This is a genomic window from Nocardioides sp. CCNWLW239, assembly GCF_037137035.1.
In the GTDB taxonomy this organism is placed as follows: domain Bacteria; phylum Actinomycetota; class Actinomycetes; order Propionibacteriales; family Nocardioidaceae; genus Nocardioides.
The window spans coordinates 159,450-180,600 of sequence record NZ_JBBBNW010000001.1; the positions used below are offsets into that span (position 1 = coordinate 159,450).

A 21,151-nucleotide genomic window follows, 5' to 3' on the forward strand; every position below is an offset into this window, starting at 1 on the left:
TCGAAACCGTAGGGATTCCCCGCGGTGCGCGTGCTCGTCGCATCGGACAGTCAACCGACCCTGCTGTTGTCCGATCGGACAATGGCCCCCTGCGTCCGAGGGCGGTTGGATGGCGGAGTGCTGATTCTCCGTGGTGGCCTGGTCGTCGATCCCCGATCAGGAACAGAGCAGGTGGCCGATGTCGCGGTCTCCGACGGCTCCGTGGTGGCCGTCGGGAGCGTGCCCGAGGACCCGTCGGCCGAGGTGGTCGACGTGACGGGGCTCGTCGTCGGCCCCGGGTTCGTCGACCTGCACAGCCACGTCCACTCGATCGCCGGGCAGCGGCTCCAGGCGATGGACGGGGTCACCACCACGCTCGACCTGGAGTCCGGGCTGCTCCCCCTCGACCTCGCCTACGAGCGGGCGGCGGCCGACGGCCGGGTGCTCCACTACGGGTTCTCGGCCTCCTGGGGCGACGCGCGTGCCGTCGCACACCTGGGGTTGACGCCGGGGGCCGACCTGGAGGCCTCCTTGTCGATCCTCGGAGACCCTGCCTGGCAACGTACGTCCTCGGCCGAGGAGCGGCAGGCGTGGCTGGAGCTGCTCGAGTCCGAGCTGGCCGCGGGAGCGCTCGGGATCGGGGTGCTGATGGGCTACGCGCCGCGCTCGGATCCCGCGGAGTTCCTCGATGTCGCCAGGCTCGCCGCCCGCACCGGCACGGCGACCTTCACCCATGTGCGCGAGATCGTCGAGGCCGACGCCACCACGCCGATCGACGGCTCGGAGGAGATCACCCGCGCAGCCGCCGAGACGGGCGCCCGGATGCACCACTGCCATGTCAACAGCACCTCCCGCCGCCACGTCGACCGGGTCCTGGGTCTGCTCGACGACTCCCGCACGGCCGGCTCGGACGTGACCGTCGAGGCCTATCCGTACGGCGCCGGCTCCACCGCGATCGGCGCGTTCTTCCTTGCCCCCGAGCGGCTCGGCGCCTGGGGTCTGGTGCCGTCCTCGATCACGATGGTGACCACCGGCGAGCGGATTACGTCGGTCTCCCGGCTGGCCGAGCTGCGCGCGACGGACCCCGGCGCGGTCTGTGTGGTCCACTTCCTCGACGAGGACTCCCCCGCCGACGACGCGATGCTCCAGCGCACCCTGGCCTTCCCCGATGCGATCGTGGCCAGCGACTCCATGCCGGTCGAGTGGCCCGGAGGCGTCCGAGACACCCGCGAGTGGCCGCTTCCGCCGGGCGGCCACACCCACCCCCGCACCGCCGGCACCTACGCCCGGTCGCTGCGCCGCATGGTCCGCGAGACCGGCGCCTGGACCTGGCCGGAGGCCTTCCGTCGCTGCTCCTACCTGCCGGCTCAGGTGCTCGCTCCGTTCACGCCCGCCATGCGGGCCAAGGGCCACCTGACCCCCGGGGCCGACGCCGACCTCGTCGTCCTCTCCCCCGACCAGATCACGGACCGGGCGACGTACCTCGACCCGACCCGCCCCTCGGCCGGCGTCGTTCATCTCCTGGTCGACGGCACCTTCGTCGTCCGGGACGGCGCGCTGGACCCCACGGCCTATCCCGGACGCCCGGTGCGCCGCTGACCCGCAGCTACGACGCCGCTACGACGTCGGCGCAAGCAGCATCGGCATCAGCGCCACGGTCTGGGTGCGCAGGTCCTCCAGAGCCCCGTCGCGCCCGTTGAGGTGGCCGAGCAGCGCCTGCTGGAAGATGCCGTCGAACATCCCGTAGGCCACCGGCGCGGCGATCGCGGGCTCGGTCCCGGCCAGCTCGGCGTAGCGGTTCACGACCCGGGCGATCATGTCCTCCAGGCTCTGATCGATCTGGGTGACGGCCTCACGCAGGCTCTCCTCGAACATCGACTGGGAGCGCAGGTCGTACCAGAGCCGGTGCATCGGGGCTTCTTCCACGATGGTCTCGACGAGCTTGTCGCCGAACCGCGTGGCGAGGTCGGCGGCCGAGGTCGCCTCGGCCACCACACCGTCGTAGCGGTGGACGCAGGTCTGCTTATAGTAGCGCACGCAGTAGACGATCAGCTCGAGCTTGTCATGGAAGTAGTAGTGCACGACGCCGTGGCTGAACTCGGAGTTGTTGGCGATCTCGCGCAGGCTCGCCCGCGCGTAGCCCAGCTCCCCCAGCGTACGCAGCGCTGACTCGGCGAGCGCCTTGCGGCGTTCGTCGTGCTTGTCGGCGGGCGTGCGGCGAGCCGCCCGGGGAGCCGCGACCTGGGTCATGGGCCGCAACGATACCCCTCCGGCGGCACCACCGGGTCCGCGCGGCCCATTTTCTGGTCAACTGTCAAAAGAAATCTTGACAGTCGTCAAGATTCGCGATTGTCTGTGGTCCACATCACAGCGACGAAGGAGTCACAGATGACAGACCTGAGCGGACGCACAGCGCTCGTCACCGGCGGTGCCCAAGGCCTGGGCGAGGGGATGGCCCGTGCTCTCGCCGCGGCCGGAGCGAAGGTCGCCGTCGCGGACCTGCAGGACGACCAGGGCGCCAAGGTGGCGGAGTCGATCGGCGGCACCTTCGTGCACCTCGACGTCACCGACGACGCCTCCTGGGAGGCGGCCACGGCCGCTGCCGTCGAGGGTCTCGGCGGGCTCGACATCCTGGTCAACAACGCCGGCGTGGAGATCACGAGCCTGGTCACCGAGCTCGACCCCGCCGACGTCAAAAAGATGCTCGAGGTCAACGTGCTCGGCACCGCCCTCGGCCTCAAGCACGGGCTGCGTACGATGCGGCCCGACGGCGCCGCCGGCAGCGGCGGCGTGATCGTCAACGTCGCCTCGGTCGCGGCCACGATCGCCTTCCCCGGCATCTCGGTCTACTCGGCCACCAAGAGCGCCGTCGACCGGCTGACCCGCGTCGCGGCGATGGAGAGCGGCAAGCTCGGCTACGGCGTACGCGTCAACTGCGTCTACCCCGGCCTGGTGCCCACCGAGATGGGCGCCGGGCTCGCCAACGACGTCGCCGAGCTCGGTCTGTTCGAGTCCGCGGAGGCCGCCGTGGGCGGTGTCGTCGAGCTGACCCCGTCGGGTCGCCTCGGCACGGTCGAGGACATGGCCGACGCGGTCGTCTTCCTCGCCTCCGACCAGGCGAAGTTCATCAACGGAGTCGGCCTCCCGGTCGACGGTGGAATGGGGATGTGACCATGAGCGAGCGTCAGCGAGCGACAAATAGCCTCAGGCCGTCGCGTCCGTATTCTTCGCTTCCCTCGACGGAGGCGACGGCATGAGTGAGCAGAAGCCTGTCGTCGTCTACGGCGCCTCCGGCTACACCGGCCGGCTGGTCTGCGAATACCTGCGCGAGCTCGGAGTGCCGTTCGTCGCCGCCGGCCGCTCCAAGGACAAGCTGGTGGACGCGATGGCCGCGCACGTGCCCGGCATCGAGACCGCCGACTACGAGATCGCCGAGGTCGAGCACTCCGTCGAGGCGCTCACCGAGCTGCTCACCGGCGCGCGCGTCGTCCTCAACACCGTCGGCCCGTTCTCCCAGTACGGCCCCGAGGTCGTGGAGGCCGCCCTGGCCGCCGGTGCCCACTACACCGACACGACCGGCGAGCAGGACTGGCTGATCACCTGCGACGAGAAGTACGGCGCCGACTACGCGGCCGAGGGGCTGCTGCTGGCGCCGGGGATCGCGCAGATGTACACCACCGGTGAGATCGCCGCCGAGATCTGCCTCGAGCAGCCCGGCCTCGACACCCTCGACATCGCAGTCTTCTGGGGTGGCTCCCCCACGATCGCCTCGACCCGCACGATCCTGGTCAACGCGGCCACCTCGAAGGCGCACTACCTGGAGCAGAACGCCTACGTCGAGTTCGACCCGAACGCGGGCCTGGTCCCGCTTGTGGTTCCCGGCCAGCACGAGCTCGCGCTCTCGCTGCCGTGGGGCGGCACCTCGCACCCGGTCTGGTACCGACGCGACCCGAAGGTGGCCACCTGCAAGGCCCAGGGTGGCGTCTTCAACGCCGCCCTGATGAACGGCGTGCCGCAGATCGTCGCGGGCGCGCTGGAGGCGACCAAGGACATGGACGCCGAGCAGCGCGACGAGGCGCTGACCGCCACCGCGGCCCAGGTGATGAACCAGATGCCGCCACGTGAGAACCCGCGGCTCAACAAGTCGCTCGACTCCGTGCACGCCTCCGGTCCGCTGGGCCGCGCGCACTGCGTCATCCACGGCAACCAGAACTACAAGCAGACCGGCCTGCTGCAGGCGTACGTCGCCTATTCGCTGCTGCAGCAGCCGCCGCGCCGGGTCGGGTTCGCCTCGGGCTGCCAGGCGTTCGGCCACCGGGAGCTGCTCGGTCAGCTGCAGGCGTTCGGCCTGGTCGCGGAGCCGGTCGTCACCCGGCAGCGCGGCTGAGGGTAGCCGGATGCGACTCGTCGACTACCTCGACAAGGGCGCCTCGCTCGGGGCCGACGCGCCCTGTCTGGTGTGCGATGGAGAGACCTGGTCGTACGCCGAGGTCGTCGACATCTCGAACCGTGTCGCCGCGGGCCTCCGTGCCCGCGGCGTCGCGCCGGGCGCGAAGGTCGCCATCCTGTCGGCCAACGACCCGGTCGCCTTCGCCTCGGTCTTCGGAATCAGCCGCGCAGGGGGCGTCTGGTGTCCGATCAACCCACGCAGCGAGGCCGCAGAGAACCGGGAGCTCCTCGAGCTCTTCGGTTGCTCGGCCCTGATCTTCCAGGCGGCCTTCGCCGACCTGGTCGACCAGATCCGATCGGATCTGCCGGAGCTGACCACCCTGGTCTGCCTCGACGGCTCGTTCGAGTGGGCGCTGACGTGGGCAGAGTTCGCCCCACCCGTTGGCGAGCCTTTCGAGCTCGTCGGGGCGAACGAGCCCCCCGGTGCCGAGGACCTCGCGATGGTCGTCGGCACCGGGGGCACCACCGGGCGACCCAAGGGCGTCATGCTCACCGGCACCAACCTGGAGACGATGTCGGCGATCACCCTGATGGCCTACCCGTGGCCGCCTGCGCCGGCCCGGCCGACCTACCTCGCGCTGGCGCCGCTCACCCACGCCGCGGGCGTGCTCTGCTTCCCGGTGCTGTGTCTGGGCGGGACGATCGTGGTGATGCGTACGCCGGACGTGGGGGCCTTCCTCGAGCACGTCGAGCGCCACCGGGTCACCCACACCTTCCTGCCACCGACGCTGATCTACCTGGTGCTGGACCATCCGGCGCTGGAGTCGGCAGACCTCGGCTCGCTGCGCTGCTTCTGGTATGGCGCGGCGCCGATGTCGGCGGCGCGTCTGGAGGAGGCGCTGACCCGGATCGGCCCGGTGATGGCGCAGCTGTTCGGGCAGACCGAGGCACCGATGATGATCGCGACCATGTCGCCCGCCGACCACTTCCGCGGCGACGGGACGGTCGCCACCGAGCGGCTCTCCTCCGCCGGCCGCCCGGCGCCGCTGGCGACCGTCGCGATCATGGGCGAGCACGGCGCGCTGCTCGGTCCCGGGGAGCGCGGCGAGATCGTCGTACGCAGCTCGCTGGTCATGCGCGGCTACCTCGACAACCCCGAGGCCACCGCCGAGGCGAGCGCCTACGGCTGGCACCACACCGGCGACATCGGGTTCCTCGACGAGGACGGCTTCCTGCACATCGTCGACCGCGCCAAGGACATGGTGATCACCGGCGGTTTCAACGTCTACTCCACCGAGGTCGAGCAGGCGCTGATGACGCATCCGGCCGTCGCCGACTGTGCCGTGATCGGGCTTCCCGACGAGAAGTGGGGCGAGCGCGTCACCGCCGTCATCCTCCCCCGCCCGGGGGCGGAGGTCGACGTCGCCTCGCTCAAGGCCCACGTCAAGGAGCGGATCGGCGCCGTCAAGACCCCCAAGCAGATCGAGGTCTGGCCCGACCTGCCGCGCTCGAAGGTCGGCAAGGTCCTCAAGACCGAGATCAAGAAGAGCCTCGTTCGTGGCGTCGAATGACTACTCGGCCGGGAACGAAGCGGCCTCCGCGGCGTACGCGACCATCCAGCTCGGTTCGATGGTGGCATAGACGACGCCGGGACCGTCCCAGGTCTGCGGATCCGACCCGTAGTACTCGGTGAAGTAGGCGTTGTGGTCCTCGAACTCCGGGCCCTCGGAGACGACGTGCGCCGTGCCGTGGGTGAACACGCCGATCCGCTCGCCGTCGACATAGGTTGCGCTGACCGCGGGCCGGGCGAGCATGTGCTTGGCCTTGATCGCGGTCGGCGAGGTCCCGAACAGCCAGCGACCGTGTCGGAAGTGGCCGTCGACGCAGCTCGTCCGCGGCTCGCCGGCGGCGGTCACGGTCGCCAGCACCAACACCTTCATGCCCGTCAGCTCGGTGACGAGCTGACGGGCATCCAGGCGGTGCTGGTCGTCGACGATGCCGGTCAGATGGCCGTTCGCGCGGCCGATCGAGGCGTCCAGGAGGCGTTGCAGGTCGGTGATCTCTTCGTCTGTCTCGTGCACACGAGGAGTCTCACACCGCTCGCCTCCTGGACGCTTGACCGTTCTTGCGCCGATCCCTGTGTCGAACCCTGCACCGATCAGCTGATCGCGGCAGCGATCTCCGGTGGGACGGCGGTCGATCCCGACCCGTCGGCGGCGACGACCACATAGACCACCGACACCGTGCAGGCGACCTCCTCGCCTCGCCGGAACTCGAACTCGAGCGTGAAGCTCGTGGTGCCGATCCGGGCGGTGCGTACGGGCACCTGGACCCGGTCGCCCAGTCCGATGCCGGACTTCCAGTCGAGGTCCGCGTGGACGAGCTGGACGTCGACTCCCAGCTCCTGCCAACGACTGAACGGCACCCCTCGAGCGTCGATGAAGTGACCCATCGCCTCGTCGACGTAGGCGAGGTACCAGCCGTTGAACATCACCCCCTGCCCGTCGATCTCGAGGTAGCGGGGAGTGAACTCGTAGACCGACGTCACAGCCGCTCCTTCGCCGGCAGGATCCGGCCGGTGACCTCGCCGAGGGCGATCCGGCCACCGCCCGGTGCGGGGGCGGTGGCGGTGATGGTGACCTCGTCGCCGTCCTCCAGGAACGTACGCACCGACCCGTCGTCGAGCTTGAACGGCTCGGCTCCCGACCAGCTGAGCTCGAGGAACGAGCCGCGCTGGCCCGGCTCGGGGCCGCTGATCGTGCCGCTGGCGAACAGGTCGCCGACGCGCAGCGAGGCGCCGTTGGCGGTCATGTGCGCGAGCATCTGCGGAGCGGTCCAATACATTGCGGCGTACGGCGGCTCGGCGACCAGCGTCCCGTTGAACCGCACCTCGAGGGCGAGGTCCAGACCCCAGGGGTCCAGGCCTGCGTCGTCCAGGTAGGCGGTCAGCGGAACGTCTCGTTCCGGCGGGCTCACCCGGGCCGCCTCGAGCGCCGCGAGCGGGAGCACCCACGGCGAGATCGAGGTGGCGAACGACTTGCCGAGGAACGGTCCCAGCGGGACGTACTCCCAGGCCTGGATGTCGCGCGCGGACCAGTCGTTGAGGAGCGTGATCCCGAAGATGTGGTCGGCGGCCTCGGTGAGCGGCACCGGGGTGCCCTGCTCGGAGCCGACGCCGACCACGAACCCGAGCTCGGCCTCGATGTCGAGCCGGATCGAGGGGCCGTCGACGATCCCGTCGGGCGTCTTGCGCAGCCCGGTCGGCCGGACGACGTCCGTGCCGGAGACGACCACCGTTCCGGAGCGGCCGTGGTAGCCGATCGGCAGGTGCTTCCAGTTGGGCGTCAGCGGCTCGGAGTCGGGTCGGAACATCTTCCCGACGTTGGACGCGTGGTGCTCGGAGGCGTAGAAGTCGACGTAGTCGGCGACGGTGAACGGCAGCAGCAGGTCGGCGTCCTCGAGCGGCACCAGGTGCGGTCGCACCTCGGCCTCGCTCTCGGGGTCGCTGAGCAGCCGGGTGATCTCGGCGCGTACGTCCCGCCACACCGCCGGCCCGGCCGCGAGCAGCGCATCGAGCCCACCGGCACCGACGCCCGTGACCGCGGCGACGTCGAGCACGAGGTCACCGATCCGCGCGCCGAGCCGCGGCGCAGGGTCCGCGGCGGTGCGGAAGGTGGCGTACGGAAGCGCCTCGAGGCCGAACTGACTGTCCTTGATGTCCAGCCACAGGGTCACGACTCACGGCCTCCTGCCCAGGTCCAGGCGTACGCGCCGTCGTCGACCGCGGCGCCGGCCTCGCCGACCTCGAGCGGCCGGAAGGTGTCGACCATGACCGCGAGCTCGTCGAAGAACTCCGCGCCCAGGCTGCGCTCCATCGCGCCCGGCTGAGGGCCGTGGGCGTGGCCGCCGGGATGGAGGGTGATCGACCCGATGCCGATCCCGGAGCCCTTGCGGGCCTCGTAGTCGCCGCCGACGTAGAACATGACCTCGTCGGAGTCGACGTTGGAGTGGTAGTAGGGCACCGGCACCGCGAGCTCGTGGTAGTCCACCTTGCGCGGCACGAAGTTGCAGATCACGAAGTTGTTGCCCTCGAAGACCTGGTGGACGGGCGGCGGCTGGTGGACCTTGCCGGTGATCGGCATGTAGTCGGCGATGTTGAAGACATAGGGGTAGAGGCAGCCGTCCCAGCCGACGACGTCGAACGGGTGGTGCGGGGTGACGTGGATCGACCCGGCGATGCCGCCGGCGCCCGGGCCGCGGTGCTTGATGTAGACCTCTGCCTCCTCGCCCGCGATCACCTGCGGGTCGTTCGGAAGCCGCAGGTCGCGCTCGCAGTAGGGAGCATGCTCGAGGAACTGGCCGAACCGGGACAGGTAGCGCTTCGGCGGGGCGATGTGGGAGTTCGCCTCGATCGCGTAGACCCGAAGAGGCTCGTCACCGGTCGGCACCCAGCGGTGGGTGGTGGCACGTGGGATCACCACGTAGTCGCCCTCTCCGACCTCCAGGTCACCGAAGACGGTCTCCACGACGGCGGTGCCGGACTCGACGTAGACACACTCGTCGCCGATCGCGTTGCGGTAGAGCGGCGAGGTCTCCCCCGCCACCACGTAGTGCAGCCGTACGTCGCCGTTGCCGAGCACCAGCCGGCGGCCGGTCACGGCGTCGTGCTGCTTCCACTCCTCACCAGGAAAGAGGTCGTGGAGCCCGAGGTGCATCGGGCGGAGAGGATGGTTGGGGGTGGTGCCGTGGTCAGGCAGCTCCCAGATGCGTACGTCCTTCACCGCCGAAGGGATGTGGCGGTGGTAGAGCAGGGAGGAGTCCGAGGAGAACCCCTCCTCACCCATGAGCTCTTCGTAGTAGAGATTCCCTTCTCCGTCGCGGTGTTGGGTGTGCCGCTTGGGCGGGATGTGCCCGCGCTGTTGGTAATGCGCCATACCCCGGATCGTACGTGACCTCCACCACACCGATCACGCGGGTCGAACGTCCCGAATTCCCGTCAGATACCTCCCGGGGCATGCCTGACTCCCCTAGGCTCCGGGGATGCCCGCTGAGACACCTGACACTCTCTTCGTGCCCCATGCGACGGGTCGTCTCCTGCATGTCCGCGCCTGCCCCCAACTCCTCGGCCTCGACGCCCCGATCAGGGCGACACCGGCGCAGATCGAGTCGCTGGGCACGTGCGCGTGGTGCGCCAAGGAGCTCTCCGAGGCCGGTCGAAAGTACTTCGACTCCGTCGAGCAGGCCGTACGCACCCTCGACCCCTCCGACGACGCCGTCCGGGCCACCGAGGAGGCGCTGGGAGACGTCGACTACGACCTCGTCTGGGTGCCGCCCAGCTACTCCCACATCGCCGTCGGCGACAAGGAGCGTGCGGTCGCCTGGATCGGGCGCGGGTGCGTCATGCACCAGGACGGGCGACTCATCGACTTCGGCTGATCCCCTGGTCGCGCCAGGCAGCCGTCGAACTCCGTCCCCGGGCGGTATCCTCGAAGCATGACCGCGTTGCCCGAATGGATGCACCCTCCCCGTGAGGAGGGTTGGTACTCCGAAGACCTCGACATGCTCGTCGAGGCGCCGCGTCATACCGAACTCATCGACGGAGCCCTGGTCTTCAACATGTCCCCGCAGCGCCGCTGGCACAGTCGGCTCGTCACGGCCCTGACCAACGCGCTGACGGCCCAGGCTCCCGACGGGTTCGAGGTGGATCGGGAGCTGACCGTGGTGCTCGACAGGCGCAACCGCCCCGAGCCGGACGTGCTGGTGAGCACGGCGCGGATCTCGGACCAGGCCTCGTTCTACGAGGCCGACTCGGTGGTGCTGGTGGTCGAGGTCGTCTCGCCCGAGTCCGAGCACCGCGACCGGTCGGTCAAGCCGCAGAAATACGCCGAGGCCGGCATCTCCCACTACTGGCGCATCGAGAACGAGGACGGCGCTCCCGCGGTCCACGTCTACGAGCGCGACGAGCTGACCAACGCCTACGTTCCGACCGGGATCTTCCGCGACCGTCTCGACGTTCCCCAGCCGTTCCAGCTGAAGATCGACCTCAACGACCTGCTCCGCTGAGGTCGTGAAGCCGAGAGTGACCCGGAGGCCACTCTCGGCTTCACAACCCTCAGGGCTTGGCCTCCTCCACCGGCACCTCGGGCACCTCACCCGGCAGGTGCTCCTGCTGGACGAGGTGGAGGTAGGAGAGGTGGCGCTCGTACTGGTCGAGGACGTCGCCCATCAACTGCTCGCGCGAGTAGCCGTTGACGTCGTAGCCCTGGGTGCCCTCGGCGAGGTGCACCTCCGCACGGAAGTAGACGTCGCCGGTGACCCGGCCGACGGCGAAGGTCGGAGCGGGGCACGGCAGCGGGGTGACCTTGTAGACGAACGCGGGCGCATCACCGAGGTCGGTGTGGATCTGGACACCAGCGACGCCGCGCACGGCCTTGGTGTCGGTCACCACCGACGTCAGGTCGTGGGTGCAGAGCTCGGCGGCGACCTCCTCGAGGACCGGCTTCGCCACGGTGGCGATGAACCGCTCGGTGTCCTTGGCGGTGGGATAGGTGACCGAGCGGCGCAACCGCTGGGCCAGCGACGGACGTACGCCGCCGGCCACGCCGGTCACGCGGGCCGAGGAGATCGCGGCCGGGAAGGAGTAGCGCGCGCTGGCGGACTTGAACGACTCGCGCCGTAGCGAACGATGCAGCCCGACGGCGACCAGGGCGAGCACGACGGAGAACGGCAGACCCATGATGATGGTCGCGTTCGTCAGTGTCGTCAGCCAGGCATCCCCGCCCGCGAACATCAGCGCCAGAGTCAGCGCACCGATCGCGACCGACCAGAAGATCCGCACCGGGATCGAGCAGTCGGCCATCGGGTGCGGCAGCCGGGAGGTGAAGTTGCCCATCACCAGCGCGCCGGAGTCGGCGGACGTCACGTAGTAGAGGAACCCGGTCAGGGTTGCGAGCGCGACCAGCGCGATCGCCCCGGGATAGTTGTCGAGGAAGGCGTAGAAGCCCTGCGCGTAGTTGGCGTTGGTCAGCTCGCCGAACTCGGCATCGCCGCCGCGGATCCGGCCGAGGGCGCTGTTACCGAAGATCGAGACCCACAGCAGGATGAAGCCGAACGGGATCATCATCACGCCGACCAGGAACTGCCGGATCGTCCGCCCGCGCGAGATCCGGGCCAGGAACAGCCCGACGAACGGCGACCAGGCCACCCACCAGGCCCAGAAGAAGAGGGTCCACAGGTTCTTCCAGACGCCGACATCAGGGTTCTCGACCGTGTCGTAGGGCATCGTGTCGAAGCTCATCCCGGGCAGGTTCACCAGGTAGTCGCCCAGGTTCATCACCAGCGAGTTGAGCAGGAACGCGGTGTTGTCGGAGAAGAGCACATAGAGCATCAGCGCCAGCGAGAGCAGCACGTTGAGCTCGGAGAGCCGGCGGATGCCCTTGTCGACCCCGGAGACTGCCGAGATGGTGCCGAGCAGCACCGCGACCACGACCAGGCCGACCTGCGCGCCGCGGCCCTCGGGAATGCCGAAGAGGACGTTGAGCCCGGCGTTGAGCAGCGCGATCGAGATGCCGAGCGAGGTCGCGATGCCGAAGATCGTGCCGAGCACAGCGGCCAGGTCGATGCCGTCACCCAGCCGGCCACGGACCCGCTTGCCGAAGATCGGGTAGAGCGCCGACCGGATCGACAGCGGCATCCCGTGGCGGAAGGAGAAGTAGCCCAGCGCCATGCCCATCACGGCGTACATCGCCCAGCCGGACAGCCCGTAGTGGAACAGGGTCCAGGTCACCGCCTGCTCGGCGGCGGCGATGCTGCCGCCCTCACCGGTCGGCGGGGTGAGGTATTGCGAGACCGGTTCGGCGACCGAGTAGAACATCAGGTCGGCGCCGATGCCGGCCGCGAAGAGCATCGCGGTCCAGGTGAACATCGAGTATTCCGGCCGCGACTCCTCCGGCCCGAGCCGGATCCGCCCGTAGCGCGACAGGCAGATGAACAGGACGAACGCGATCAAGGCGGCGGCCAGCGCGAAATACCACCAGCCGAAGTAGGTCGAGATCCATCCCACGACGCTCCCGATCGCCTTCCCTGCGGTGGCGGGCGCGAGCAGCGTGAAGAGTGTGAACGCGACCACGACCCCGGCAGAGCCGAAGAAGACGGTCTTGTTCAGCTCCGGCTTCGTCGTGGGGATCTCGTCTGGGTCCGCGGCGGGTTCACCCAAGGGCGTACGCGACGGGTCGATCGTCTCCGGCATGAGCTGTCTCCTCCGGTTGGGGTGCCCGGCACGCTAGTCCACCCGGGGCCGGTTCGGGTCAGGATCGGTCTCAGGACCGGTTGCGCGGGTCCCCCGCCGGCCACAGCGGCGAGTCGTCGCGGTGGCGGTAGTAGGGAGCGTCCGAGGGCGCCAGCGGGGTGTTGCCCGCGATCAGGTCGGCCGCCTTCTCCGCGACCATCATCACCGGGGCGTAGATGTTGCCGTTGGTGACGTACGGGAAGACGCTGGCGTCCACGACCCGCAGGCCCTCGGTGCCGTGCACCTTCATCGAGGTGGGGTCGGTCACCGACATCTCTCCGGTGCCCATCGCGGCCGTGCACGAGGGGTGCAGCGCGGTCTCGGCGTCCTTGCGGACCCAGTCGAGGATCTCCTCGTCCGTCTCCACCGACGGGCCCGGGGACATCTCGCCGGCGTTGAACGGCGCGAAGGCGGGCTGGTTGAGGATGTTGCGGGCCACCCGCACCGCCTCCACCCACTCCCGCCGGTCGTTGGGCGTCGAGAGGTAGTTGAACAGCATCGAGGGGTGCTCGAACGGGTCGTCGGACTTGATCCGGACGTGGCCGCGGGTGTCGGCGTACATCGGGCCGATGTGCACCTGGTAGCCGTGCTGGCCCTTCTCCTGGCCGGGCGCCATCGAGCCGTCGTAGCGGATCGCGATCGGCAGGAAGTGGAACATCAGGTTGGGCCAGTCGACGTCCTCGTTGGACCGGGCGAACCCGCCGCCCTCGAAGTGGTTGGTCGCGCCCAGGCCCTTCTTCTGGAAGAGCCACTGCCAGGCGATCTTGGGCCGCTGGTGCCAGACCAGGCCGGGTGCGATCGAGACCGGCTGCTTGGAGGCGTACTGGATGTAGACCTCGAGGTGGTCCTGGAGGTTCTCGCCCACGCCGGGCAGGTGGTGCACGACGTCGACACCGTGCTGCCGCAGGAGCTCCTGGTCGCCGATCCCGGAGAGCTGCAGCAGCTGGGGCGTGTTGATCGCGCCACCGCAGCAGATGATCTCCTTCGCCCGGACGGAGTGGTCCTTGCGAGCCCGGCCGACACCGCGTACGTAGTCGACACCGGTCGCCCGAGGGACATCACCAGAGGTGTCGAAGCGGATCTTGGTGGCGTGCGCGAACGTCTCGACCGTGAGGTTGGGACGGTTCATCACCGGGTGCAGGTAGGCCCGGGCGGCCGACCAGCGGCGGCCGTTCTTCACGTTGCGGTCGAAGGGGGCGAAGCCCTCCTGGCGGTAGCCGTTCACGTCGTCGGTGAGCGGGTAGCCGGCCTCCTGGGCGGCCTCGAAGAAGGCCGAGAAGAGCGGGTTGGACGCCGGTCCGCGCTCGAGGTGGAGGGGACCGGAGCCGCCGCGCCACTGGTCGGCACCGGAGGTGCCGTCCTCGAGGAAGCGGCTCTCCATGCGCTTGAAGTAGGGCAGACAGTGGCGGTAGTCCCAGCTCTCCATCCCGGGGTCGGCCGCCCAGCGCTCGAAGTCCATCGGGTTGCCGCGCTGGAAGATCATCCCGTTGATCGAGCTCGATCCGCCGAGCACCTTGCCGCGGGCGTGGTAGACCTTGCGGCCGCCCAGGTGGGGCTCGGGGTCGGTCTCGTAGCCCCAGTCGTAGAGCTTGGAGCCGATCGGGAACGGCAGCGCTGCCGGCATGTGGATGAACGGGTCGATCTTGAAGTCGCTGTGCCCGGCCTCCAGGACCAGCACCTTTGTCCCGGGGTCCGCGCTGAGTCGGTTGGCGAGGGCCGATCCGGCCGATCCGCCGCCGATGATGACGAAGTCGTACGTCGCGGGCATCTCTCAGTTCTCCTTCGTGTCGCGGGGCGCGAACCAGTGCTGCGGGCTGGGGTCGATGTTGTGCCAGATGTGCTTGGTCTCGCGGTATTCCTCCAGCCCGGCCTGGCCGAGCTCGCGGCCGATGCCGGACTGCTTGTAGCCGCCCCACTCGGCCTGGGCCACGTAGGGGTGGTAGTCGTTGATCCAGACCGTTCCCATGCGCAGCCGGGCGGCGACCCGCTCGGCGCGACCGGCGTCGCTGGTCCAGACGGCACCGGCGAGGCCGTAGATCGAGTCGTTGGCGATGCGGACGGCGTCGTCCTCGTCGGTGAAGGTCTCCACGGTGAGCACCGGCCCGAAGGACTCGTCCTGGGTGACGGACATGTCGGTGGTGCAGTCGTCGAGGATGGTCGGGAGGTAGTAGAAGCCGTCGGCCAGGGCCGGGTCGTCGGGGCGCTTGCCGCCGGTGCGGAGGGTGGCGCCCTCCGCCAGTCCCTTCGCGACGTAGGCCTCCACCTTGTCGCGGTGGGCGCTGCTGGTCAGCGGGCCGGTCTCCGCGTTCTCGTCGAAGGGCCCGCCGAGACGGATCTGCTCGGCACGCACGACCAGCTCGTCGACGAAGCGGTCCTTGATCGACTCCTCGATGATCAGCCGCGCCCCGGCCGAGCAGACCTGGCCGGAGTGCAGGAAGACCGCGGTCAGCGCGAAGTCGAGGGCCGTCTCCAGGTCGGAGTCGGCGAAGACGATGTTGGGGTTCTTGCCGCCGAGCTCGAGGGCGACCTTCTTCACCGTCGCGGCCGCATTGGCCATCAGCCGCTTGCCGGTGGCCAGGCCACCGGTGAAGGAGACCAGGTCGATGCGGGGGTCCTCGGACAGCGGTGCGCCCGCGGTCGGGCCCTCACCGAGGACCAGGTTGCCGACCCCCGCCGGGAGTCCGGCCTCTTCGAGCACCTTCATCAGGTGGATCGCACTGTGCGGCGTGATCTCGCTCGGCTTGAGCACGAACGTGTTGCCCGCGGCCAGGCAGGGCGCGACCTTCCAGGCCACCTGGAGCAGTGGATAGTTCCACGGCGTGATCAGGCCGCAGACGCCGATCGGCTCGTGCACGATCCGGCTCTTCACGGCGGGGTTCCCGGTGTCGATCACGCGGCCCGCGTCCTCGGTGGCGACGTGCCCGAAGTGGCGGAACACGGAGACCACGTCGGCGACGTCGTACTCGCTCTCGACCAGGCGCTTGCCGGTGTCGAGCGACTCCGCTCGGGCGATGATCGCGGTGTCGCGCTCGAGCAGGTCGGCGACCCTCAGCAGCAGATCGCCGCGCTCGCGCGCCGGCGTCGCCGGCCAGACACCGCTGTCGAACGCGTTCCGTGCCGCGGCGATCGCGGCCCGGGTGTCCTCCGCTCCAGCCTCCGCAACGGTTCCGACGACCGCGCCGTCGGCGGGACAGCGGATCTCCCGCTGGGCGCCCGACTGCGCCGGCAACCAGCGTCCGTCGATGTAGATCTGGCTCATGCAACCTCCGAGGTCGGGTTGCTCAACAGGCAACCGCGGGTGAACTGCAGTTGATCCTGCGCGGACAAGAAGGGCCAGGTCAAGGGCTTGAGGTACAAAATTGTTGCAAGTGGTACAAAATTGTTCCAGCTGATACAAATGGCTGTGGCCGGTTGCTAGAGTCGCCGCATGACGACCGCGCGTACCGCGCCCGCCAAGGATCCACAGCGCCGTGCCGCCTGGGCCGAGGTGGCCACCGACTACGTCCACGAGCACGGACTGATCGGCCTGAGCCTGCGTCCGCTGGCCGCCGAGCTGGGCACCAGCAACCGGGTCCTGCTCTACCACTTCGGCACCAAGGACCAGCTGGTCGCCGACGTGCTCCGTACGTCCAACGAACGGTCGGTCGCCGAGGTCGCCGCGCTCGAGCCCTCCCAGGACCTGCGTTCTGCCGTCTCCGACCTCTGGGCGGTGATGGAGGGCGATCGATGCAGCCGGATCTACGTGGAGGCGGCGGCGCTCGGTCTCTTCGGCAGGGAGCCGTACGTCTCGGCGGTCCGCGAAGCCAACGCGCTGTGGATGAGCGTTCTCATCGCGCACCTGGACAAGTCCGGCGTGGATCCCGCCGTCGCCGAACGGGCAGCCGAGGTCATCGACGCCGCGTTCATGGGCTTCCAGCTCAGCCTGGGTCCCGACGGGAGCCTCCCGGAGCGCGCCCGGTCGGTCGACGCTCTGGCCGACGCCGTCGCCGCTCTGGCCTGATCCACGCGGTTCTCGATCTGCTTCTCCTGCCTGTCACGGATCGACGATCCTCGGTGTCCTAGGGGTATGAACCTCGACAGGCAGGAACAAGCCATGAGCAAGAAGCCCCACGTGCTGGTCGTCGGCGGCGGGTACGCCGGCGTGATGGCCGCCAACCGGCTGACCAAGCGGGAGGACATCGCGATCACCCTGGTCAACCCGCGCAGCCACTTCGTCGAGCGGATCCGGCTCCACCAGCTCGCTGCCGGGTCTGGCGAGGCCGTGGTCGCCTACGCCGACGTGCTCAGCCCGCGCGTGCGCCTGGTGGTCGACACCGTGGCCGCCATCGACGCCGGCGCGCGGAGCGTGGCTCTCGGGAGCGGGGAGGAGATGACGTACGACTACCTGGTCTATGCCGTCGGCAGCGCGGGCACGACCCGGGTCGCCGGGGTCGCGGAGCACGCCTTCGGGGTCACGACCTATGAGGAGGCGAGCCGGCTGAGAGCGGTGCTGGACACGACTCCGGCCGACGCCCCGGTGATCGTCGTCGGCGGCGGGCCGACCGGCATCGAGGTCTCCTCCGAGCTCGCCGAGGCCGGCCGGAACGTCTCTCTGATCTGCGGAGACAAGCTCGGTCCGTGGCTGCACGAGAAGGGCCGCGTGGTTGCCGAGCGCGACCTGCGACGGTTGGACGTCGGCATCATCGAGGGCGCCAGGGTGACCGAGGTGATGGCGGGCCGCGTACGCCTCGACAACGGCCGCGAGCTGCCCAGCTCGGTCACGATCTGGACCGCCGGGTTCGCCGCGCCGGACCTGGCCCGCGCGAGCGGGCTGACCACCGACGAGCTCGGCCGGCTGGTCACCGACGAGACCCTGACCAGCGTCGACGACGACCGGATCATCGCGACCGGGGACGCGGCGGCACCGTCGGGAATGGCGTACCGGATGAGCTGCCAGGCCGCCAACCAGCTCGGTCCGATCGCGGGCGAGATGGTGCTCACACGACTGGCCGGCGGGACCCCGGAGGCCACTAGCATCGGCTTCGTGGGTCAGTGCATCAGTATCGGCCGCGAGCGTGGCCTGGTGAACCTCGCTCGTCGCGACGACTCCGCGGTCGCCGGCCGCATCCGCGGCGTGCCGGCCGCGAAGATCAAGGAGCTGGTCTGCCGCAGCACGGTCTGGGCGCTCTCGATGGAGGCACGTCGCCCGGGATCTGCGTTCGGCTTCAAGGATCGCTCGCGCGCCGGACGGGTTCAGGCAGCCGTGGTGCCGCTCGCGAAGGAACCGAGCCGGTGAGCCTGGCCGTCACCGTCGTCGCCTGGGTCCTGGCGGCGTTCCTGATCGTCGTCGGGGTGGCGCACCTGGTCACCCCGGCGAAGGTCGAGCCGCTGGTTCCGGAGTGGTGGCCGGCGAAGCGGGCGACGGTGTACGCCTCCGGGGTCGCCGAGATCGCGATCGGCGTCGGACTGCTGGTCCCGGCCGCTCGCTCCTGGGCGGCCGGGGTGGCCGTGCTGATGTTCCTCGCCTACACGCTCGTCCACCTCGACGACCTCCGCCACACCTCCCGCGCGACCCGCGCCGGCGACACCACCGGCGGGGTCATCACCCGGGGCGTGGTCAACCAGGCGTACGCCGGGCTGGCCCTCTTCGTCTGCGTCGGCTGAGTTCGCCTCGATCTGCGGTCCGATGGACGTCTACGGGCTAGTGGCGCGTCCCGGAATTTCCTGGGCGCTTCGCGCCGCCATGGCACGCACCTGGCTGCGTTGGCGCCGCTCGGAAGACGCCGGTATGACTTCACGACGCCGCCTTGCCATGCACACACCCTGACGACGCCAAACGTTCGGGAACTTCCGCGACACACCACTAGCCGACCCCGATCGGCGGCCATCCGGCGACGTCGCACTGGCCGTGCTCGTCGCTCCCGGTCGCGACGACCGATCCGTCCGCCCGTAGTCCGAGGGTGTGCCTGGAGCCGGCAGCCACCGCGACGATGTCGCGCCAGTCGGCGACCTCGCACTGGCCGGCGGCGTTGCCACCGACGGCCAAGGCTCTGCCGTCGGTGGTGACGGCGACAGTGTGATAGCTCCCGGCGGCCACCGCCACCACATCGCTCCAGGCCTCGACGTCACAGGCCCCGCCGGTGCGGTCCCCCACCGCGAGGACGCGCCCCGCGCTGGTCTGACCGACCGTGTGGAGGTAGCCGGCGGCGATGGCTGTCATGTCGCTCCACCCGCCGACGGAGCACTGCCCCCGGCGGTCGTTCCCCACGGCGACCACGGCCCCGTCCGCTCTGAGACCCACCGAGTGCCAGTCGCCGCACGCCAGCGCGACGATCTTCCGCCAGGTGCTCACGTCGCCGGCACCTTCGGCGAGCCTTCCCGCGGCGAGCACGGTGCCATCGGCACGCAGACCCAGAGTGCGGCGCCAGCCTGCGGCGACGGCGGTCACGTCCTGCCAGTCGCTCACCTCGCACTGACCCTCGTTGTTCCATCCGGTCGCGACCACGGTGCCGTCGGACCGGAGCCCGACACTGTGGGAGCGTCCGGTGTTCGGTGCCGTGTGCACGTTGCCCGCCGCCACGTCGACGACATCGGCCCAGTCCGTCGTGCGGCACTCCCCCGACGATCCCGCGCCGGCCCCGACGACAGTGCCGTCCGCGGAGATCCCGAGAGAGTGGCGCGGCCCCGCCGCGATGAGGTCACCCACGAGAGCAGCCCACATCCTGATCAGGCCGTGGCCGCTTCGACGAGGCCGCCCCCGCCGTGCCCGCTCCGGAGATCGCGAACCATCTCGTGATTGATGCCGTCGACCATCTCCACTCGCACACCGGTGTCGACGTAGCCACACTTGCGGTAGGCGCCCCGGGCACGAAGATTGTGCTCGTTGACGTGGAGGCGTACCTGCTGAACGCCGAGATCCCGGAGCCATACCTCGGCCTCGGACAGGATCGCCGAGAGGACACGGCCGCCGCGCAGGCTGGGCCGTACGTAGACGCCGACGACGGCAGCGCGCAGGTGTGGGCTCGTCTCGCCGATGTAGTCGGGCTCACCCGGCGCCGTCACGAGCGCTGTGACGGTGCCGCCGAGGTCGCCGTGCTCGTTGGCCGCCACAAACTTCCCCACGGTGGTGCTGGAGGCGGCAGTCTGCGCCTGCTCCCGCCAGTAGCTGTCGGGTCGCTGGACGGCGTCCTCGAACCGCTCGAGGTAGGCGAGGTGGGCGATGGGGTCGCGCAGCGCCTCGAGCCGCAGGTCCCGTAAGCTCCGCCACTCCTCTGCGCGCACCCGGCGCACGGTGCAGGAGACCGACGTGCCATCCTCCGCTGTCATGACGGCATCGTCGCAGGGCGACACGCATCGCGTCGAACCCTTTCCGCAACGTCCCCGGCCGATGTCACAGTCCCAGGTGCCGCCTCGTCTCAGGGAAAGATGGCCTTGCGAGGAGGAAACCGTGACACCTGAGACCGAGACCGAGTTCGAGGAGCTGCGCCCACTGCTGTTCTCGATCGCCTACCGCATCCTCGGCAGCGTGACCGAGGCCGAGGATGCGGTGCAGGAGACCTGGCTCCGGCTGGAGTCGACCTCGACCGAGCCCGACTCGCTCAAGGCCTACCTCTCGACGGTGGTCACCCGCATCTCGCTCGACGTGCTCCGCTCGGCGCGGGTGCGACGAGAGACGTACGTCGGGCCGTGGTTCCCCGAGCCGCTGCCGACCGACTCCCGCATCGACGAGCACGCGGACCTCTACGCCAGCCCGGAGCGAGCGACCGAGCTGGCCGACTCGGTCTCGATGGCCGCGCTCCTGCTCCTCGAACGGCTCAGCCCGCTCGAGCGGGCGGTCTTCGTGCTGCGCGAGGTCTTCCACTTCGGGTTCGCCGACATCGCGGCTGCGGTCGACCGCTCCGAGGCCGCCTGCCGCCAGCTCGCCTCGCGGGCGCGCCGGCACATGGACGCGGGCAAGCCACGATTCGAGGCCGACCGGCGTAAGCGGGTCGAGCTCTCCAGCAGATTCTTCGAGGCGCTGCGTGACGGCGACGTCGACCGGCTCCAGGAACTGCTGGCGGCGGACGTGGAGACCGTCAACGACGGCGGTGGTGTGGCCGGTGGCTCCGGCGGTCGGTTCGGTGCCGAGAAGGCCGCCCGCATCCTGGTCGCCGCGGTGCCGCCGTTGCTCGCCATCGGGGCGCGCCTGGAGGAGCGCGAGCTGAACGGCGAGCCCGGCGCCATCCTGCGTGACGCCGACGGCGCCGTCCTCGGCACCTGGACCCTCGACATCCTCGACGGCCAGATCCAGCGTATCCGCTCGGTCACCAACCCCGAGAAGCTGGGCCACCTGGGCCCGGTGGCCGACCTCAAGGACGTCGTACGCCGCCGCAACAGCCACCGCCGCGGCCGGTGAGGCCGAGATCCGCAGCGCTGACGGGTCGACCAGCAGGTCGTGGGGGGCGGGGGTGTGTGGTGGGCGGCCCCCCCCCCCGTGGTTTGGGGGGGCCCGAAGTGAGAGGGCCGGCAGGGGGTGTC

20 protein-coding genes are annotated in these 21,151 nt (G+C 69.9%); 10 read left to right on the plus strand and 10 right to left on the minus strand.

The window, feature by feature from the left end; translation table 11 throughout:
- The first annotated feature begins 117 nt into the window (after positions 1–117).
- Positions 118–1,578 carry an amidohydrolase family protein gene (locus WBG06_RS00780; protein ID WP_336734139.1) on the plus strand — a complete coding sequence of 487 codons (1,461 nt, stop codon included), beginning with the start codon at positions 118–120 and terminating at the stop codon, positions 1,576–1,578.
- An 18-nt stretch (positions 1,579–1,596) separates the two neighbouring features.
- On the opposite strand, the gene WBG06_RS00785 is transcribed toward WBG06_RS00780, so the two are convergent.
- Positions 1,597–2,229 carry a TetR/AcrR family transcriptional regulator gene (locus tag WBG06_RS00785; protein ID WP_336734142.1) on the minus strand — a complete coding sequence of 211 codons (633 nt, stop codon included), beginning with the start codon at positions 2,227–2,229 and terminating at the stop codon, positions 1,597–1,599.
- 138 nt (positions 2,230–2,367) lie between these two features.
- On the opposite strand from WBG06_RS00785, the gene WBG06_RS00790 reads away from it, so the two are divergent.
- The 3 genes from WBG06_RS00790 (at position 2,368) to WBG06_RS00800 (ending at position 5,939) form a co-directional block, all read left to right on the plus strand.
- Positions 2,368–3,150: an SDR family NAD(P)-dependent oxidoreductase gene (locus tag WBG06_RS00790; protein WP_336734144.1), complete on the plus strand. Its 783-nt coding sequence runs from the start codon at positions 2,368–2,370 to the stop codon at positions 3,148–3,150.
- Between the two features lie 82 nt (positions 3,151–3,232).
- On the plus strand, positions 3,233–4,366 hold the full coding sequence (locus WBG06_RS00795) for a DUF5938 domain-containing protein (RefSeq protein ID WP_336734146.1): 1,134 nt from the start codon (positions 3,233–3,235) through the stop codon (positions 4,364–4,366).
- A 10-nt stretch (positions 4,367–4,376) separates the two neighbouring features.
- Positions 4,377–5,939 (plus strand): AMP-binding protein, encoded by a 1,563-nt coding sequence (locus tag WBG06_RS00800; protein ID WP_336734148.1) that lies wholly within the window; start codon positions 4,377–4,379, stop codon positions 5,937–5,939.
- On the opposite strand, the gene WBG06_RS00805 is transcribed toward WBG06_RS00800, so the two are convergent.
- The 4 genes from WBG06_RS00805 to WBG06_RS00820 form a co-directional block, all read right to left on the minus strand.
- Positions 5,940–6,449, minus strand: coding sequence for a pyridoxamine 5'-phosphate oxidase family protein (locus WBG06_RS00805; RefSeq protein WP_336734150.1), 510 nt, complete (start codon positions 6,447–6,449; stop codon positions 5,940–5,942).
- Between the two features lie 77 nt (positions 6,450–6,526).
- Positions 6,527–6,916 (minus strand): acyl-CoA thioesterase, encoded by a 390-nt coding sequence (locus WBG06_RS00810; RefSeq protein WP_336734152.1) that lies wholly within the window; start codon positions 6,914–6,916, stop codon positions 6,527–6,529.
- Positions 6,913–8,103: a fumarylacetoacetase gene (gene fahA, locus WBG06_RS00815; protein WP_336734154.1), complete on the minus strand. Its 1,191-nt coding sequence runs from the start codon at positions 8,101–8,103 to the stop codon at positions 6,913–6,915. Before fahA ends, WBG06_RS00810 begins: the two co-directional genes overlap by 4 nt.
- Complete coding sequence (locus tag WBG06_RS00820; RefSeq protein ID WP_336734156.1) at positions 8,100–9,302, minus strand: homogentisate 1,2-dioxygenase; 1,203 nt, start codon at positions 9,300–9,302, stop codon at positions 8,100–8,102. The genes fahA and WBG06_RS00820 overlap by 4 nt, the downstream gene beginning before the upstream one ends.
- Before the next feature lie 136 nt (positions 9,303–9,438).
- On the opposite strand from WBG06_RS00820, the gene WBG06_RS00825 reads away from it, so the two are divergent.
- Both WBG06_RS00825 and WBG06_RS00830 read left to right on the plus strand, forming a co-directional pair.
- Positions 9,439–9,804 carry a hypothetical protein gene (locus WBG06_RS00825; protein WP_336734157.1) on the plus strand — a complete coding sequence of 122 codons (366 nt, stop codon included), beginning with the start codon at positions 9,439–9,441 and terminating at the stop codon, positions 9,802–9,804.
- A 57-nt stretch (positions 9,805–9,861) separates the two neighbouring features.
- Complete coding sequence (locus tag WBG06_RS00830) at positions 9,862–10,431, plus strand: Uma2 family endonuclease (protein WP_336734159.1); 570 nt, start codon at positions 9,862–9,864, stop codon at positions 10,429–10,431.
- A gap of 49 nt (positions 10,432–10,480) precedes the next feature.
- Here WBG06_RS00830 and betT read toward each other — a convergent pair whose 3' ends face one another.
- The 3 genes from betT to WBG06_RS00845 all read right to left on the minus strand — a co-directional run bounded on the left by betT (position 10,481) and on the right by WBG06_RS00845 (position 15,914).
- Positions 10,481–12,616, minus strand: coding sequence for a choline BCCT transporter BetT (gene betT, locus WBG06_RS00835; protein WP_336734161.1), 2,136 nt, complete (start codon positions 12,614–12,616; stop codon positions 10,481–10,483).
- A gap of 70 nt (positions 12,617–12,686) precedes the next feature.
- Positions 12,687–14,423 (minus strand): choline dehydrogenase, encoded by a 1,737-nt coding sequence (gene betA, locus WBG06_RS00840; protein ID WP_336734164.1) that lies wholly within the window; start codon positions 14,421–14,423, stop codon positions 12,687–12,689.
- Between the two features lie 3 nt (positions 14,424–14,426).
- Positions 14,427–15,914 carry an aldehyde dehydrogenase family protein gene (locus WBG06_RS00845; RefSeq protein ID WP_336734166.1) on the minus strand — a complete coding sequence of 496 codons (1,488 nt, stop codon included), beginning with the start codon at positions 15,912–15,914 and terminating at the stop codon, positions 14,427–14,429.
- Positions 15,915–16,082: 168 nt separating this feature from the next.
- Here WBG06_RS00845 and WBG06_RS00850 point away from each other — a divergent pair, with 168 nt between their 5' ends.
- The 3 genes from WBG06_RS00850 to WBG06_RS00860 all read left to right on the plus strand — a co-directional run bounded on the left by WBG06_RS00850 (position 16,083) and on the right by WBG06_RS00860 (position 18,298).
- Positions 16,083–16,655 carry a TetR/AcrR family transcriptional regulator gene (locus WBG06_RS00850; RefSeq protein ID WP_336734167.1) on the plus strand — a complete coding sequence of 191 codons (573 nt, stop codon included), beginning with the start codon at positions 16,083–16,085 and terminating at the stop codon, positions 16,653–16,655.
- Between the two features lie 93 nt (positions 16,656–16,748).
- Positions 16,749–17,930: an NAD(P)/FAD-dependent oxidoreductase gene (locus WBG06_RS00855; RefSeq protein ID WP_336734169.1), complete on the plus strand. Its 1,182-nt coding sequence runs from the start codon at positions 16,749–16,751 to the stop codon at positions 17,928–17,930.
- The gene (locus tag WBG06_RS00860; RefSeq protein ID WP_336734171.1) at positions 17,927–18,298 is read left to right on the plus strand and encodes a DoxX family protein; all 372 of its coding nucleotides are present in this window, start codon (positions 17,927–17,929) and stop codon (positions 18,296–18,298) included. The genes WBG06_RS00855 and WBG06_RS00860 overlap by 4 nt, the downstream gene beginning before the upstream one ends.
- 199 nt (positions 18,299–18,497) lie before the next feature.
- Here the strand turns inward: WBG06_RS00860 and WBG06_RS00865 are convergent, their stop codons facing one another.
- Together WBG06_RS00865 and WBG06_RS00870 are read right to left on the minus strand one after the other, a co-directional pair.
- Positions 18,498–19,340, minus strand: coding sequence for an RCC1 domain-containing protein (locus WBG06_RS00865; RefSeq protein WP_336734173.1), 843 nt, complete (start codon positions 19,338–19,340; stop codon positions 18,498–18,500).
- Positions 19,341–19,360: 20 nt separating this feature from the next.
- The gene (locus WBG06_RS00870) at positions 19,361–19,960 is read right to left on the minus strand and encodes a GNAT family N-acetyltransferase (RefSeq protein ID WP_336734175.1); all 600 of its coding nucleotides are present in this window, start codon (positions 19,958–19,960) and stop codon (positions 19,361–19,363) included.
- 121 nt (positions 19,961–20,081) lie between these two features.
- On the opposite strand from WBG06_RS00870, the gene WBG06_RS00875 reads away from it, so the two are divergent.
- Positions 20,082–21,029: an RNA polymerase sigma-70 factor gene (locus tag WBG06_RS00875; RefSeq protein ID WP_336734177.1), complete on the plus strand. Its 948-nt coding sequence runs from the start codon at positions 20,082–20,084 to the stop codon at positions 21,027–21,029.
- The last annotated feature ends 122 nt before the right edge of the window (positions 21,030–21,151 follow it).